This window comes from Methanolobus vulcani (assembly GCF_006546655.1).
Taxonomy (GTDB): domain Archaea; phylum Halobacteriota; class Methanosarcinia; order Methanosarcinales; family Methanosarcinaceae; genus Methanolobus; species Methanolobus vulcani_A.
The window spans coordinates 67,305-82,738 of the sequence record NZ_VIAQ01000015.1; the positions used below are offsets into that span (position 1 = coordinate 67,305).

Consider the following 15,434-nt stretch of genomic DNA (forward strand, 5'->3'; position numbering starts at 1 on the left):
AGTATTCTTTCTTTATATCTTTGGCAAGGCTCTTATCTCTGGGCGAGCATTAATATGTACGAAACACTATTTCAGGGTAAAATCCCTAGTAATCTTATATTTGGAGTTCTCATTCATGGTAAAAGTAGACAAATTCATTCCTAAAGCAATTGAAAAAATCCAGAAGCAGATTGATGGTAAAGCTATCATCGCACTATCTGGTGGTGTTGACAGTTCAGTTTGTGCAATACTTGCACACCGTGCAATCGGTGATAAACTTACACCAATTTACATTGATACAGGTCTTATGCGCAAAGGCGAAACCGAGAGGATAAAGGAAATCTTCTCTGATATGAACCTTGAAGTCGTTGATGCAAAAGACCGTTTCCTTTCAGCTCTTGCAGGTATTGATGATCCGGAAGAGAAGCGCAAGGCAGTTGGTGAGGCATTTATTCGTGTTTTTGAGGAAGAAGCAAAATTACTCAAGGCTGAGTACCTCATTCAGGGAACCATCTACCCTGACAGAATTGAATCAGAGGGGGGCATCAAGTCCCATCACAATGTAGGCGGCCTTCCATCAGTTATGGACTTCAAGGCAATTGTTGAGCCAATAGATGACCTTTATAAAGATGAGGTTCGTGAAGTTGCCCGTGCACTTGAGCTTCCACACGAGATATCTGAGAGAATGCCATTCCCTGGGCCCGGACTTTCCGTAAGGATTGTTGGCGAGGTAACTGAGGAACTTGTCGAGGCCGTAAGAGAGGCCAATGCAATCGTTGAGGAAGAACTCGTAGAGCAGTTCCACCCATGGCAGACCTTTGCCGCAATTGTTGGCAAAGGAACCGGTGTAAAGGGTGATGTCAGGGTTCACGGTTGGATCGTCGCTGTAAGGGCAGTAGGTTCAAGGGATGGAATGACTGCAGAGGCAATGGAACTTCCATGGAGTGTCCTGAGAAAGATTGAGTCAAGGATTACTGCAGAGATCCCTTCTGTTGCAAGGGTGCTTTATGACCTGACTCCTAAGCCACCTGCAACAATCGAGTTCGAGTAATTATTTAAATTTACCAGAGAAAGACAAATGTCACTTAATAAAGCAGTTCTTGATATCCGCAATCGTCAGAGGGTAAAACCCTCTCCTATAGATGTGCCTGCAGCCACATGGACTGGCAAGGATGTCATTGAATCCGGTGAAATAGATACAATTACTATCATCTTCAAGACTTCCGGATGCTGGTGGGGCAAGGCTGGAGGCTGTACCATGTGCGGTTATGTTTATGACAGTGCACAGGACGTTCCTTCAGACGATGACCTGATGGCCCAGCTTGAGAAAGCAATGAGGAAGGCTTCAGATTTTGACCGTTTCATGGTCAAGATTTTCACCTCAGGTAGTTTCCTTGATACAAAGGAAATTCCTATTGAGGTAAGGCACAGGATACTTGAAGAACTGGACGGCGATGAGAGGATCGTTAAAGTCCTGGCAGAGACCCGGCCGGAATTTGTAACTGAAGAGAATGTGAAAGATTGTGTTTCTGTTCTTAAAAATACAGACTTTGAAGTTGCAATGGGGCTAGAGACAAGTTCCGATGTCATACGCAAGCAATCAATTAACAAAGGCTTCACTTTCCAGAGCTTTGTAGATGCAGCGATCGCAGCAAGAGAAAACGGGGCAACTGTCAAATCATATCTCATGCTCAAGCCTTTGTTCCTCTCAGAGAAAGAAGCTCTTGAAGATATAGTCCAGACAGTCCGTGATGCAGCTGAGTACACTGACACTTTTTCAATCAACCTCTGCAATGTGCAGCGTGGTACTTATGTAGAATATCTCTGGGACAGGAAACAATATCGTCCGCCCTGGCTCTGGAGTATTGTAGATATTCTTCAGAGAACAAAGAAAGAGTTCCCTGATATGATCATCACATCTGATCCGGTTGGTGCAGGTTCAAAAAGAGGACCGCACAATTGCAGGGAATGCAGTCATGCTGTTGCTGATGCAATAAGGTTGTTCTCATTAACACAGGACCTCTCATGCTTTGAACATTTGTCCTGTGGTTGTAAAGATCTCTGGGAACAGGTTCTGGAACTGGAGGACCATACCTTCGGCAGTCCTATTCTTGATTGAATTTTTAATATTAAAACGAAATGTAAAGATGAGTTCTCACTCATCTTCCCTTTTAAACACCATTGTCCCTACTCCGGTGTCAGTGAATAATTCAAGTAATATTGAGTGAGAGACACTTCCATCAATAATATGCACCTTTTCGACACCGCTTGTAACGGATGTTGCGGCACTTCTCATTTTAGGGATCATGCCACCTGATATGAGGCCACTGTCTACCATGTTCTCTATATCTTCAATGGCAACTCTGGATATGCGTGAACTTTTATCTTTAATATCTCTTAGAAGGCCGGGAACATCTGTCATGAGTATGAGCTTTTTAGCTTTTAGTGCAGCAGCAATGTCTCCTGCAACAGTATCTGCATTTATGTTCAGGGCTTTTCCATTGATATCCATGGCAATTGGTGAGATTACCGGGATGTAACTTTCTCTTATGAGTATGTTGAGAAGTTCTGTGTTGATTATCTCAGTGTCACCGACCCATCCAAGGTCCACTTCATGCTCAACGTTTTCAATAATAACCTTCTGTGATGGTTTTTTCTTTGCAATGAGCATTTTCCCATCTTTTCCGGAAAGTCCCACTCCTTTTCCACCATGCTTACCTATAAGTGCTACAATTTCCGTATTGATGTTCCCTACAAGGACCATGCGTGCAATCTCAAGGGTTTCATCGTCTGTAACACGCAGACCGCCGACAAAATGGGATTCTTTCCCCATACGTTTCATCTTTTCGGAGATTTCCGGGCCGCCACCGTGTACAATTATCGGGTGTATTCCTACATATCTCAGAAGGACCAGATCCTGTATGATGTCACTCATCACTTCCGGATTGACCATAGCGTGACCGCCGACTTTGATTACCATAATGGAGTCATAAAAATCCCTTATGTATGGTAATGCCTCAATTAGCACGTTCTCTCGGTTATGTGTCATGATGTTTACCTGTGATTATTTCTGCTTCCGGCAACTCATCAACTAATAGCCGGGGCTCTCTCTTAATATGCTTAATAGATTTTAAAATAGTTTCTGCTACGATAGCAGCTACTTGTAGAATAAGAATTAAATAAGGAAAGTAAAAAAAGACCCAGTGTATGGGTCCTTTATGAAAATCAGACTTTTTCGAGTTTCTCGATGCCTACTTTCTTTACAAATGGCTTGTTGATCTTGTCAGGCATCCAGTCTGGCTTGTTCTTTGGAGCTTCGACAATTTCTTTCCAGCCCTTGAATACGTGTACCTTCTTTGTTCCACGCTCACGGAGTCTGATCTCCTCTGGCTTTGATTTCTTACCTTTACCTCTGTTTGCCACCTTCAAAGCTGCCTGTCTTGGCTGCTTTCCAGTGAATACCCCGTGTTCATTTCCTTTCTTGTCTCTTAACACAAAATTTCTTGTTTCAGACATGATGTCACCTCGGTAATCATTATGTGATTACATCTGCTAACCGTATTTAGTATATAAGGTATATATATTTTTCTTTTAATGTTGGCTTTTGTTCTCGTTTTATCTCCATTTATGTAATTTGGAGCAATTATTTGGGCAGAATATGAGCTTATTTTTATATTATTTTGGAAAAGTAGTGTATGTTACTATAGCCGTATGTGGCAACATGTCAAGTTAACTTGATTTGTAAACCGGTAGTGTTTTATATAGTTTTTGAGGCCGGTTGCCATATTCTTACTTAGTGTATTCCTGTTTTCCTATTTTCTTTTATTCATTCTGAAGCCGTAACACAACATTTACATGTAATGACTCCCTTTCACCATGATATAATTACTATCCGGTATCTGTATTCGCAGAACGGATCCTCATCCTTTATTTGATTTTAGAGGTATAATTATGGAAGTCCCGGTTGTCAAATTACCAGATATACAGGCTAACAAGCCCCAGATACCCATTAACCTGACACGTGTCGGTGTAACTAACGTCAAAAAACTCATACAGATAAAAAGGAGTGATAAGCGCCCTATTATTCTGATCTGCACTTTTGATATCTTCGTAGATCTGCCATCACACCTGAAAGGTGCCAACCTCTCACGTAACTTTGAGGCAGTCGATGAAGTTCTCGAGATGGCAGTCAATATGCCTGTCTATGAGATCGAGCAGCTTTGTAGTGATGTTGCCCAGAGTCTTTTGAAGCGTCACGAATACGCAACTCGTGCAGAAGTGATTCTCAAGAGCGAGTACGTTCTCAAAAGAGAATCTCCTTCTACAAAGATGGAATGCCAGGAAGTAGTGGATATCTTTGCTAAAGCTATTGCAATGCGTGATGACGTAGAAAATATGCAGGTCAAGAAACTGATTGGTGCTGAAGTTGTGGGAATGACTGCATGTCCATGTGCCCAGGAGATAATGAGGGACAACGCAAGACAGGAACTTGAAAAGATCGGTGTTGATAATAAGCACATCGCAGAATTCCTTCACAGGGTTCCAATGGCAACACACAACCAGCGTGGCCGCGGTATAATCTCTATTGAGGTTGTCGGAAACGTTTATGTCTCACTCGAGAAGATCATCGAGATCATTGAGAAATCAATGAGTGCAAGTGTATTTGAGCTTCTTAAGAGGGCTGATGAGGCAGCAGTTGTCCAGAGAGCTCATAATAATCCTAAGTTTGTAGAGGACTGTGTCAGGACAATGGCAAAGAATGTTGTCAAGGACTTTGAGCACCTTCCTGATGAGGCAATTGTCACAATCAAACAGATAAATGAAGAAAGTATCCACAGGCACAACGCCTTTGCCGAAAGGGTTGCAACTATTGGTGACCTGCGTCTTGAGATATCCCAGGATGCTTAACTATTAAATCTGTGAGCTCATATACTTTCCAGAGTAACAATTAAAGGAGTTATATTGTGGACGATTCAGAAAAGATCGAAGCTTTGAGCATGGATGGCAGTCCCATTGAAGTTGGGTCTGTTGTCAGGTATCTGAATACAGGTACTGTGGGAAGAGTTACCGATCTTAAAGAAGATGAAGAAGGTATCTGGGTATTGCTTGACAGTACTGGCTTGTTCTATAAGCCAGAGTTACTTATTATCACAGATGAAAGTGAACTTAAAGGCGAAATGAAAGAGCGCTCATCTGCAGAAGCTGCAGAATCATACATGCGTTCTTACAGTGCCGAAAATGAGGCTGGTTATGATATCAGCCAGGTAACAGGCGGTGGTTAAACCGCCTTTATGTATTTTTAAAAATCAATTTCCAAATTTTAATTTTATATCTCAGATAAGTCCTTCTTTTTCAAGTAGTGTCAGTGAGCGAATCCATTCGCCTTTTGGTTCCCTGGAAGTGCCAACTACAAGTCTTTTAATGTCTCCGATCTGCTCCACGACACCCTGAGCTTCAATAGTCTCTCCTGCAAGAGCCTGTCCTGCATAAGTGTGTGTGTATGAGAGTACATGGTCTATCTCATCGTGATCTACCTTGTAAACCGAAGGGGCATCATACGCAAGATCAGCATTTGTAACCTTTGCTTCTATTTTCAGAGTACCAATATCCTCGCCTCTCTGAGTAGGTTCTTTGATCTGTTCCCAGTCCCTGACAAAAAGAAGGTCAAAATAAGTTCCTTCTACCATTCCACGATTTCCTTTTCTTTTCTCGTGGGTTATGAATTCCTCAAATGAGATCTCAGGTATGCGCTTGTTGTATATGCGTTTCCACATGTTCTCATCGATATCCTCTATAGGTCCACCTTCTGACTTTGCTTTTGCAATAGCATCCCTTGCAATGAACCACTGTTCACCATAAACCACAAAATCAATGTCTGAACCTTCGTTCTGCAGTCCAGGCAACAGAGATCCTGTAATTCCTATCATGTTTCTTGGAATACCTGCTTTTTCAAGCGTGTCAACGACAACTGTCACTCTGCTGTCAACGCCGTACCATTTTTCGATGGCACTTGTAGGTGGAAGTACTTTTTTGATCTGGTCTTCAGGGACCACATGTACATCCTCTACCCATTCAGGACGGTTCTGGCGCATAAAGTCAAAAGAAACGTCAAAATCATATTTCTTATAGCGTTTGCCGTCAAGTTCACGCTCTCCATTCTCATCCGGTACATACCTGAGTGTTGACCTTATACCGTGTGGGTGGAAATAATCGGAAACTGCAAAGATCCAGTCATCTTTTGTTACAATGAAATCCCGGAGTCGTATTTTAGTCATATTTAGCCTTCCTGTTTGTATTCAACTCTCTACAGGTAATTGTCTTTTCACATAAAAATGGTACGACTTTTATTATACCCGGCCGGATCTAATAAAATCTAATATATACTTCAGCAACATGTCTATCTGTGATTTTAAATTGATAATCTCTATTTGCTTGAACATTTCTGCATAAACGGTGATATGATTGCAATCATTTGAAAAATGGGTATGTGAGGTTCGAAGAGAGTTTCACAGGAATCCTGAACTCAGTTTTCACGAACATGGTACACAGGAACGAATAATGTCTATACTGGGGGAACTCGGGATAGATAGCAGGAAGATCGCTGATACGGGTGTCATTGCAGAGGTAAGGGGCATGTTGCCCGGTCCATGTATTGCGATACGTTCTGACACTGATGCTCTTGCGGCACATGAGGTACTTTCTCCCCGAAATGAGGACTACATCTCTCAGAATCCCGGTGTTATGCATGCGTGTGGCCATGACGGGCACATGGCTATTGTTCTGGGTGTTGCCAGAATGATTATGGAAAAACAAAAGGAAATATGTGGCACTGTCAGATTTATCTTCCAGCCTGCAGAAGAAATCCCTCCGGGAGGTGCGGCTAGGGTTATAGAAGAAGGTGGTCTGGAAGGTGTGGACGCTATTATCGGTCTGCATATTTTTGGTGATGTGGATGTGGGTCAGGTAAACATACGTGCTGGTCCTTTAATGGCAAGTTCTAATCGCTTCACGGTAAAAATATTTGGGAAGGGTGGTCATCATGCAACACCTGATATGTGTATTGATCCCATACAAATTGCCGCTGAATTCATTTCTTCTTTAAAGCCTGCCGTTTCTCAGAAAGTGAATACTTCTGGTCATGTGCTTGGATTTGGTATGGTGGATGCTGGTAAGCAATTCAACAGGTCACCGGACGAGCTTGAACTTGTAGGTAGCTTCAGGACCTTTGATGACAATGATATTGATACCATAGAACAGGTCATGATTACTCTGCTTGATTCTCTAATGGACTCATATTCAAATGATTTTATGGAAGGAGTTCCATCATATGATCTGGATGTTTATCGAGGTTATCCTGTTCTTTTCAATAATCCTCTTTTCACAGAAAACGCCTGTAATCTGCTACAAACCATTTTTAATAATGTAAGTGCTCATCCGGACCCGATTTTTGGAGCGGAGGATTTTGCTTATTATCTGCGGGAAGTTCCCGGGATGTATGCAATAATAGGAACTAAAAATCCGGAAAAAGGAATAGTTGAAGTAAACCACTCATCCGGTTTTGATATTGATGAGGATGTACTGTTAAACGGTGTTGAATTGCTTTACTCTTTGGCAACAGATTTCCTGAAAAACCCGGGAGAATATCTTGAATGAAAATAGTACCATTCTCTGCTGAGTATTCTTCCATGACAAAGTCATTTGTAATCAGTGTACTTGCCGGTGAGGGGTTTGATTATGATCCCTTAAAGGATTTTGACCTGGATGATATTCGGGGTAATTATCTCGATAAAGGAGGTACTTTTTTCCTGTGTCTTTCAGGCGGGGAGGTTGTAGGCACGTCTGCTGTGAAGAATATAGGTTCAGGTGTTTGTGAGATCAAAAGGCTGTATGTAAAAAAAGAATGTCGTGGCAAAGGCGTTGGATTTGCTTTGTTTAGCAAGGCTCTCATATATGCTGAAAAAAACTATTCACATGCTCGCTTGAAAACAGATTCTTCCCTGAAAAATGCCATATCTATCTATATAAAAAATGGTTTTTCAGTTGTAAAAGAAGAGAAAGGGACAGTTTATTTTGAAAAGTCCTTGTGATTTGAATTAAAGTGCATGATGGATTATAATATTTTCATCATTGCTACTTCATCACAGTTAGGGAATTTGGGACATTTTATGCATCCTGTCCATACTTTATGAGGAAGCATCTGCTTGTCTATTATTTCAAATCCCTGTTTCTCAAAGAAAGGAACTGCGTAGGTTAGTGTAAATATTTTGTTCAGTCCAAGTTCTCGGGTTTCACTCAGGCATGCTGCCATGAGTTTCGTTCCTATTCCCTTGTCTCTATATTCCTGCTTTACTGCAAATGATAATACTTCTGCCATATTCTCCCAGCTAACCTGCAGGGCGCAGCAGCCAATAATTTCTCCGTCTATCTCACATACATGGAAACTGCGGGTAAATTCATACAGCTCACTTAATGAACGAGGGAGCATCATCTCCTGTTTTGCATAGATATCTATGATGCTCTTTATTGCAGGAATATCATTTACATTAGCCTTTCTTATTATCAATCATCAATCTCCGGGAATTGTTAAAAAGAGAAGTAACGAGCGTGAAGGGATTTGAACCCCTGGCTTGCAGCTTAGGAGGCTGCCGCCATATCCTGACTAGGCCACACGCTCATGTTGTGCTACTCACGTAATAACATTCAATATGTTAAAGTTATTGGTAAAAAAGCTTTCTTGCGGGAAATACGTTAAGTTTCGAAGCTAGTTTTTCTGTATTTTCAAAAAACAGTAATAGATAAAAGCATCAATAATTATAGAAAATCCTATATTCTAGGATTCAAGCTGAGAATCCAGCAGTTCCATGAGCTTTCTGTTCTTTTCAATACTTGTATCAATTCCAAGCATCTCTGCCGGAAATCCCAGAGCAAGTCCTAAAAGCTGTGTGTAGTGAAGTACTGGAATTTCAAACTCAGTTCCGGTTAGTTCTTTTATGTCATCCTGTCCGCTGTCAAGCTGCATGTGGCAGAAAGGACATGAATTTACTATACAATCTACACCCGCTTCCTGTATCTTTGCAAGCTTTGCCTCTGTCATTTTCAGGGAACGTTCCTTCATTGCAGAACGCATTCCTCCTCCAGCTCCACAGCATGCCATCTTATCAGGATAATCCACACTTGTTGCGCCAAGTGCGGTGATAAGTTCATCAAAGAAAACAGGTCTTTCTGAATTTCCAAGTCCTCTATCCTTTGTAGGTTTAATCAGATGACATCCGTAATGGACTGCAATTCTGACATCAAGCGGTCTTTCCACAAATGAACTGATCTTTTCAGGACCATATTCCTGGTAAAGATACTCTATTATGTGTCTGACGTCAATATTTCCTTTCACTTGCCTGCCAATCTTTAGGAGGTGAATATTTACCTTTTCTTTTGCTTTTTCATCATCCTGTATTATGTGATTAGCATCGGCAAGAGTACTGAAACATCCGTTGCAGATTGTGAGTACATCGCGCTCCAGCTCCTCGGACAGGACTATATTGCGACTAGCAAGTGTGAGCCAGCTAGTTTTATCGAAAGAACGGAATACGCCAGGAGCAGGGCAGCATGATGCACCGGGAAGGTCGCTGCAATCAATGTCCATTTTGGCAAGGCATAGTTTAGTAGCCAGTTCAATGCCCGGGTATCTGTTAGGTACAAGGCAGCCCAGAAAAAGTGAGAGTCCTCTCATGCTGTGTTCTCCATAGTTTTATTCTCATCCGTATTGTCTTCTGTGAATCTCTCAAAACCACAGGATGTCAGGAGTTCTTTTACTTCATTGAGAGAGTCCGTATATTTGTGTACGGTTTCCGGGAGTTCTTCCAGGCCCATCTCTGTTCGTTTTATTTTGTAATCATCATTTATTGGAACCGCATGTCCGTATTTGAGTAGCATTTGACAGACAGCTCTGTGTTCGGGGAGAATTATATTATGATAGGCTGAAATTGATCTTATTTTCAGTATTGTGTCTACAATATCTATTCCACGTGGACATCTTTCCTGACAGTTGTAGCAGGTTGTACACATCCATAATTCATCACTTTTGAGGATGTCTGAACTTCGACCTGCAATTTTTACAAGTTTGCGGATATTAAGGCTGGTATGTCTTCCGGAGGGACAACTACTGCTGCATACTCCGCATTGCATGCAACGAAGAGCGTTAGTTGATGCTTCTTTCAACTGCTCATTTATATTGATGTTTTCCCCTGTCATTTCGTCCATATTCTTTCCTGCCTGCTAAAATCACTACTTTTGCAAGAATAATAAAGTTTCCGAAGCTTTGCAGTAGTTGCGGCAACTTATGACACAAATATCCTTTTTCTTTTCTTTTAACTTTTTTCAGTCATATTGTCAGGAATTATTATATTATCTATCTATGGGATTAATCATTTTCCACAAATTTGTTTATGTACTTTTTTATATCCCTGAATGGATAAGCTTTTAATATTATTCGCTTTTTTTATTTTTTGGAGGGTGGTGTGCTGAGCTCATAAAAAGGGAATCTATATATAGCTCCTAATGGGTAATGGGATACTCACACCCCTTAGTGAATAGAGGAGTAATCAAAATGGTAAAAGTATTTCCAACAACAAAGGAAGAAGTGTTACAGGCCGTAACCGAGAACGATGTCAAATTCATAAGAATCCAGTTCACCGATACCATGGGTATTATCAAAAGCTGGGCAATCCCTGCAGAAGATCTTGAGGGTGCATTTGAGAACGGTGTAATGTTCGATGGTTCATCAATCGAAGGTTTCACAAGAATCGAAGAATCCGACATGATCCTCATGCCAGACCCAACCACCTTCAGGATTCTCCCATGGAGACCAAAGGAAGGCGCAGTTGCCCGTATCATTGGTGATGTATACAGACCTAACGGACAGCCATTCGAGGGCGACCCAAGATACGTTCTCAAGCAGGCTATTGCAAAGGCAGCAGAGAAAGGATACACAATGAACATTGGTCCAGAATGCGAGTTCTTCCTGTTCAAACTGGGCGAAAATGGTGAGCCAACTACAGAGCTTACAGATGTTGGTGGATACTTTGACTTTACACCTCTTGACAAGGCACAGGATGTCAGAAGAGCAATCGACTTCGCTCTTGAGGACATGGGCTTCAAACTGGAAGCATCCCACCATGAGGTAGCACCATCACAGCACGAGATCAACTTCAGATTCGGTGATGTACTTACCACATGTGACAACATTGTAACATTCAAGTATGTTGTAAAGTCCATCGCAGCACACATGGGCTACTACGCAACATTCATGCCAAAACCACTCTTTGGTGAAAACGGTTCAGGTATGCACTCAAACCAGTCTCTCATGAAGGACGGAGAGAACGCATTCTTCGACCCAAGCACACCAGACCAGCTTTCAGCAACTGCAAAGAATTACATCGCAGGTCTCCTCACACACATCCGTGAGTTCGCAGCAATTACAAACTCAACAGTTAACTCATACAAGAGACTTGTTCCTGGATATGAGGCACCTATCTACTGTACATGGTCTGCATCAAACCGCAGTTCCCTTATCAGAATCCCTGCATCAAGAGGAAAGGGTACAAGAGTAGAACTCAGATGCCCAGACCCAGCATGTAACCCATACCTTGCATTCGCTGCAATGCTCTGTGCAGGTCTTGATGGAGTTGAGAAGGGAATGGACGCAGGACCTTCAACTGATGTAAACATCTTCAAGCTTACCGAAGAAGACAGAAAGGAAAGAGGTATCGAATCCATGCCAGGCAACCTTAAGGAAGCAATTGACCTTATGGCTGCAAGTGAATTCGTCAAAGAAGTACTTGGTGACCACGTATTCGAAAACTACATCGAATCCAAGACTGCTCAGTGGGACGAATACAAGGCTCAGGTCCACCAGTGGGAACTTGACAAATATCTCGGCATACTGTAAGGGGAATCCCCTTACTTTCACTTTATATTTCAAAAAACGACAACATATTTCAACCAGCCATTTTTTCAGGCTGGTAAAACGTGAATAGAAGTTGTTCACGAAAACCGGGGTTTTCTTTTTATTCTGAATGAATTTTTGCATGGTTAAGTTCATATTAGGTAAATACTATCTCATAGCCCCAAGACTAAATACTCATAGTGATCAACATGTGCGGAATTATAGGCGTAATCGATCGGACCATGTCCAGAATGGACGGCTCCAGCATAAAGGAAGCCCTGAGTCTGATGGATGAAAGAGGAAGTGGAGAAGGCGCAGGATATGTAGCCTATGGCATATATCCTGATTATGCAGACTGCTATGCCATCCACGTATTTTTTGATAATCTGTTAGAACCTAAGACTAAGGTTGACGCAATACTCGAACAGTGGGGAAGGATAGTCCACCAGGAAGAAATCCCTACATATGAACAGCCACGTCTTAAGAAGGAACACATATCCTGGAGATATTTCTTCAAACCATATGCCGACCAGACGGTGGGAACCACAAACCCTGATGATGATAACGTCAAGCATCTTGTGATGGACATAAATGCAAACGTGGAAGGCGCTCTGATATTCTCATCCGGCAAGAACCTTGGTGTTTTTAAGGCATCAGGATGGCCAGAGGATGTAGCAAACTACTTCAGGATCGAGGACTACAAAGGTTACATATGGCTTGCACACAACCGTTATCCAACCAATACGGCAGGATGGTGGGGTGGAGCTCACCCGTTCAATCTGCTTGACTGGTCAGTTGTGCACAATGGTGAGATTACCTCATACGGAACCAACCGTCGCTATGTAGAAGGACACGGGTACGAGTGTACAATGTTAACTGATACCGAAGTTGTGGCTTATCTCTTTGACCTTCTTGGAAGGGAGCATGGCCTGCCACCAGAGGTGGTAGTTAAAGCACTGGCTCCACCTTTCTGGGATGAGATTGATGAGATGCCTGAAAAGGATGAGGAGTTTATGCGTACACTGCGTCTGACATATGGTCCTGCTCTTATGAACGGTCCTTTCGCTATCGTTGTTGCAACTAAGGATGGAATTGTAGCTTTCACAGACAGGATCAAGCTGCGTCCTCTTATAGTAGGAGAGAACGGTCCTCGTCTTTATATATCAAGTGAAGAGGCAGCTATCCGTACAATGGACCCTGATGTGGAGAAAATATACATGCCAAGGGCAGGGGAGCCTGTTATCGGGAGGGTTATAGAATGAGTCTTGGTAGTGTACCACTCAAGTACAAGATCAGTATCGACCGTGATCAGTGTATGAAGTGTATGCGCTGTGTCGATAACTGTTCCTATGGTGTTTATCGTGTAGAGGATGACAAGATCCTCATCGACTCACGCAAATGTACTGCATGCCACCGCTGTATCTCAATGTGCCCAAGGGATGCTATCAGCCTGCAGGAAAGGCCTGTTGACTATCGCAGTCACCCTGTCTGGACAGTTGAAGCACGTGAAGATGTAATTAACCAGGCACGCACAGGAAAAATCATCCTTTCCGGAATGGGCAATGCAGTTGATTATCCTATTATATTTGACAGGCTGTTACTTGACGCATGTCAGGTAACAAACCCAAGTATCGATCCTCTTAGAGAGCCAATGGAGCTGAGGACATACATTGGAAAGAAGCCTTCTAAACTCGAATTTACAAAGAATAATGGAGATATTGATCTCCAGACAAAACTGACTCCAAATCTCAAACTTGACACACCAATAATGGTGGGTCACATGAGCTATGGTGCTATCAGTCTTCCTGCACAGCTCAGTATTGCAAAGGCAGTAAAAAAGACCGGCACTTTCATGGGAACCGGGGAAGGAGGAATGCACGAGGCTATCTATCCTTATCAGGATCATTCAATAGTCCAGATCGCATCAGGACGTTTCGGTGTCGATATCGACTATCTGGAGCGCGGTGCAGCCATTGAGATTAAGGTAGGTCAGGGTGCAAAGCCAGGCATTGGCGGTCACCTTCCAGGAGAGAAGGTTTGTGCAGATGTATCATGCACACGTATGATTCCACTGGGTTCAGACGCAATCAGCCCGGCTCCTCATCATGATATTTACAGTATAGAGGACCTTGCCCAGCTTGTTCGCAGTCTTAAGGAAGCTACAAACTGGGAAAAACCTGTCTTCGTAAAGATCGCTGCGGTACACAACGTAGCCGCAATTGCAGCAGGTATTGCAAAATCATCTGCAGATGCCGTTGTAATTGATGGTTTCAAGGGCGGTACAGGTGCAGCACCAAAGGTATTCAGGGACAATGTAGGTCTTCCAATCGAGGCAGCAATTGCTGCAGTTGACCAGAAGCTCAACGATCAGGGTATCAGGAATGAAGTATCCATTATAGCCAGTGGTGGAATACGCAACAGTGGTGACCTTGCAAAATCCATTGCACTTGGTGCTGATGCAGTCTATATTGGAACTGCTTCACTTATCGCACTGGGATGCCGTGTTTGTGGTAACTGTTACCGTGGACTCTGTCCGTGGGGTATTGCAACCCAGAGGCCGGAACTTGTTAGCCGTATTGATTCTGATGTTGGCGCAGAGAACATTGCAAACCTTATCCATGCATGGACACTTGAACTGAGTGAACTCATGGGTGCAGCAGGTCTTAACAGTATTGAGAGCCTGCGCGGTAACCGTGAACGTCTCAGAGGATACATGCTTGATCAGGGATTACTTGACGTACTTAAAATTGAGCCAATGGGGGTCTAAAGATGGCAGAACCTTTGGTTATAGATGTAAAGGGCATGCATTACTCTCCACTGAACAAAATGATTCGTAAAGCAGTGGCTACAGGTGTAAAGGAGATAGTGCTCAATAATGTTCTTGGACAGCGTTTCATCGGAAATGGTGTAAGAGGCGATGCAAAGATTATTGTAAATGGTGTTCCGGGAGGAGATCTTGGAATGTTCATGAGCGGTCCCGAATGTGAGGTATTCGGTAATGCAGAGCATGCTCCAGGAAACACAATGGACCAGGGATCACTGATTATCCACGGAAGCGCCGGAGATGCCGTTGCACACAGCATGCGTGGCGGGAAGGTATTTGTGGAAGGCAATATCGGTTACCGTGGAGGAATTCACATGAAGGAGTATGAGGGCAAACGTCCTATTCTTGTAGTAGGCGGTACATCCCATGCGTTCCTCGGTGAATACATGGCTGGAGGACTGATCCTTGTTCTTGGCATTGGTAATGAACCGGCAGTACAGGACCGTGGTATCGGTAGTGGTATACATGGCGGAGAGATCATCATAAGAGGCGATGTGGATGATAAGCTGCTTGGAGTCGGAGCCAAGAAGGTTGAATTTACTGATGATGACCTGATAAGGCTCACTCCTGTGATAGAAGACTTCTGTGGAAGGTTCGATATTGATCCAAAACCTTTCCTGGACACGAACTATTCAAGAATCATCCCTGCAAGCGCCAGACCATTTGCAGGTAAATACACATGGGAGTGAT

At 42.9% G+C, this 15,434-nt stretch carries 16 protein-coding genes and 1 tRNA gene; 10 read left to right on the forward strand and 7 right to left on the reverse strand.

Annotated features, from left to right (window positions below; translation table 11 throughout):
• The first annotated feature begins 115 nt into the window (after window positions 1-115).
• Complete coding sequence (guaA, locus tag FKV42_RS07695; protein ID WP_154809657.1) at window positions 116-1,030, forward strand: glutamine-hydrolyzing GMP synthase; 915 nt, start codon at window positions 116-118, stop codon at window positions 1,028-1,030.
• A 27-nt stretch (window positions 1,031-1,057) separates the two neighbouring features.
• Window positions 1,058-2,098, forward strand: a complete 1,041-nt coding sequence (locus tag FKV42_RS07700) for an archaeosine biosynthesis radical SAM protein RaSEA (RefSeq protein ID WP_154809658.1) — start codon at window positions 1,058-1,060, stop codon at window positions 2,096-2,098.
• A 36-nt stretch (window positions 2,099-2,134) separates the two neighbouring features.
• Here the strand turns inward: FKV42_RS07700 and argB are convergent, their stop codons facing one another.
• Window positions 2,135-3,028, reverse strand: coding sequence for an acetylglutamate kinase (argB, locus tag FKV42_RS07705; protein ID WP_154809659.1), 894 nt, complete (start codon window positions 3,026-3,028; stop codon window positions 2,135-2,137).
• A gap of 176 nt (window positions 3,029-3,204) precedes the next feature.
• Entirely contained in the window at window positions 3,205-3,495 is a 291-nt protein-coding gene (locus FKV42_RS07710) for a non-histone chromosomal MC1 family protein (protein ID WP_154809660.1), read from the reverse strand.
• A gap of 435 nt (window positions 3,496-3,930) precedes the next feature.
• Between FKV42_RS07710 and mptA the strand changes: the two genes are divergently transcribed.
• Entirely contained in the window at window positions 3,931-4,887 is a 957-nt protein-coding gene (mptA, locus tag FKV42_RS07715; protein ID WP_154809661.1) for a GTP cyclohydrolase MptA, read from the forward strand.
• Window positions 4,888-4,943: 56 nt separating this feature from the next.
• Window positions 4,944-5,261 (forward strand): DUF2098 domain-containing protein, encoded by a 318-nt coding sequence (locus tag FKV42_RS07720; RefSeq protein ID WP_154809662.1) that lies wholly within the window; start codon window positions 4,944-4,946, stop codon window positions 5,259-5,261.
• Between the two features lie 51 nt (window positions 5,262-5,312).
• On the opposite strand, the gene FKV42_RS07725 is transcribed toward FKV42_RS07720, so the two are convergent.
• Complete coding sequence (locus FKV42_RS07725; RefSeq protein ID WP_154809663.1) at window positions 5,313-6,254, reverse strand: nucleotidyltransferase domain-containing protein; 942 nt, start codon at window positions 6,252-6,254, stop codon at window positions 5,313-5,315.
• A gap of 187 nt (window positions 6,255-6,441) precedes the next feature.
• On the opposite strand from FKV42_RS07725, the gene FKV42_RS07730 reads away from it, so the two are divergent.
• Window positions 6,442-7,632: a M20 metallopeptidase family protein gene (locus FKV42_RS07730; RefSeq protein ID WP_154809664.1), complete on the forward strand. Its 1,191-nt coding sequence runs from the start codon at window positions 6,442-6,444 to the stop codon at window positions 7,630-7,632.
• A complete protein-coding gene (locus FKV42_RS07735) occupies window positions 7,629-8,066 on the forward strand; it encodes a GNAT family N-acetyltransferase (protein WP_154809665.1) in 438 nt (145 codons plus the stop codon). Before FKV42_RS07730 ends, FKV42_RS07735 begins: the two co-directional genes overlap by 4 nt.
• Before the next feature lie 23 nt (window positions 8,067-8,089).
• On the opposite strand, the gene FKV42_RS07740 is transcribed toward FKV42_RS07735, so the two are convergent.
• The 4 genes from FKV42_RS07740 to hdrC form a co-directional block, all read right to left on the reverse strand.
• Window positions 8,090-8,542 carry an N-acetyltransferase gene (locus FKV42_RS07740; protein ID WP_328287517.1) on the reverse strand — a complete coding sequence of 151 codons (453 nt, stop codon included), beginning with the start codon at window positions 8,540-8,542 and terminating at the stop codon, window positions 8,090-8,092.
• 36 nt (window positions 8,543-8,578) lie between these two features.
• Window positions 8,579-8,653 (reverse strand) — tRNA-Arg (locus tag FKV42_RS07745).
• A 156-nt stretch (window positions 8,654-8,809) separates the two neighbouring features.
• On the reverse strand, window positions 8,810-9,706 hold the full coding sequence (hdrB, locus tag FKV42_RS07750) for a CoB--CoM heterodisulfide reductase subunit B (protein WP_154809666.1): 897 nt from the start codon (window positions 9,704-9,706) through the stop codon (window positions 8,810-8,812).
• Window positions 9,703-10,236, reverse strand: a complete 534-nt coding sequence (gene hdrC, locus FKV42_RS07755) for a CoB--CoM heterodisulfide reductase subunit C (protein ID WP_230375543.1) — start codon at window positions 10,234-10,236, stop codon at window positions 9,703-9,705. Before hdrC ends, hdrB begins: the two co-directional genes overlap by 4 nt.
• A 346-nt stretch (window positions 10,237-10,582) precedes the next feature.
• Between hdrC and glnA the strand changes: the two genes are divergently transcribed.
• The 4 genes from glnA (at window position 10,583) to FKV42_RS07775 (ending at window position 15,433) form a co-directional block, all read left to right on the forward strand.
• Window positions 10,583-11,923, forward strand: coding sequence for a type I glutamate--ammonia ligase (glnA, locus tag FKV42_RS07760; protein ID WP_154809667.1), 1,341 nt, complete (start codon window positions 10,583-10,585; stop codon window positions 11,921-11,923).
• A gap of 206 nt (window positions 11,924-12,129) precedes the next feature.
• Window positions 12,130-13,182, forward strand: a complete 1,053-nt coding sequence (locus FKV42_RS07765; RefSeq protein ID WP_154809668.1) for a class II glutamine amidotransferase — start codon at window positions 12,130-12,132, stop codon at window positions 13,180-13,182.
• Window positions 13,179-14,687 (forward strand): glutamate synthase-related protein, encoded by a 1,509-nt coding sequence (locus tag FKV42_RS07770; protein WP_154809669.1) that lies wholly within the window; start codon window positions 13,179-13,181, stop codon window positions 14,685-14,687. The genes FKV42_RS07765 and FKV42_RS07770 overlap by 4 nt, the downstream gene beginning before the upstream one ends.
• 2 nt (window positions 14,688-14,689) lie before the next feature.
• On the forward strand, window positions 14,690-15,433 hold the full coding sequence (locus tag FKV42_RS07775) for a GltB/FmdC/FwdC-like GXGXG domain-containing protein (protein ID WP_154809670.1): 744 nt from the start codon (window positions 14,690-14,692) through the stop codon (window positions 15,431-15,433).
• Window position 15,434: the final 1 nt, after the last annotated feature.

Excerpts from the sequence above, each read along its gene's own strand:
- hdrC (WP_230375543.1), bottom strand. The coding sequence starts at position 10,236 with ATGGACGAAATGACAGGGGAAAACATCAATATAAATGAGCAGTTGAAA.
- hdrB (WP_154809666.1), bottom strand. The coding sequence starts at position 9,706 with ATGAGAGGACTCTCACTTTTTCTGGGCTGCCTTGTACCTAACAGATAC.
- FKV42_RS07775 (WP_154809670.1), top strand. The coding sequence starts at position 14,690 with ATGGCAGAACCTTTGGTTATAGATGTAAAGGGCATGCATTACTCTCCA.
- FKV42_RS07710 (WP_154809660.1), bottom strand. The coding sequence starts at position 3,495 with ATGTCTGAAACAAGAAATTTTGTGTTAAGAGACAAGAAAGGAAATGAA.
- FKV42_RS07770 (WP_154809669.1), top strand. The coding sequence starts at position 13,179 with ATGAGTCTTGGTAGTGTACCACTCAAGTACAAGATCAGTATCGACCGT.
- FKV42_RS07700 (WP_154809658.1), top strand. The coding sequence starts at position 1,058 with ATGTCACTTAATAAAGCAGTTCTTGATATCCGCAATCGTCAGAGGGTA.
- argB (WP_154809659.1), bottom strand. The coding sequence starts at position 3,028 with ATGACACATAACCGAGAGAACGTGCTAATTGAGGCATTACCATACATA.
- FKV42_RS07735 (WP_154809665.1), top strand. The coding sequence starts at position 7,629 with ATGAAAATAGTACCATTCTCTGCTGAGTATTCTTCCATGACAAAGTCA.
- FKV42_RS07765 (WP_154809668.1), top strand. The coding sequence starts at position 12,130 with ATGTGCGGAATTATAGGCGTAATCGATCGGACCATGTCCAGAATGGAC.
- FKV42_RS07725 (WP_154809663.1), bottom strand. The coding sequence starts at position 6,254 with ATGACTAAAATACGACTCCGGGATTTCATTGTAACAAAAGATGACTGG.
- guaA (WP_154809657.1), top strand. The coding sequence starts at position 116 with ATGGTAAAAGTAGACAAATTCATTCCTAAAGCAATTGAAAAAATCCAG.
- mptA (WP_154809661.1), top strand. The coding sequence starts at position 3,931 with ATGGAAGTCCCGGTTGTCAAATTACCAGATATACAGGCTAACAAGCCC.
- glnA (WP_154809667.1), top strand. The coding sequence starts at position 10,583 with ATGGTAAAAGTATTTCCAACAACAAAGGAAGAAGTGTTACAGGCCGTA.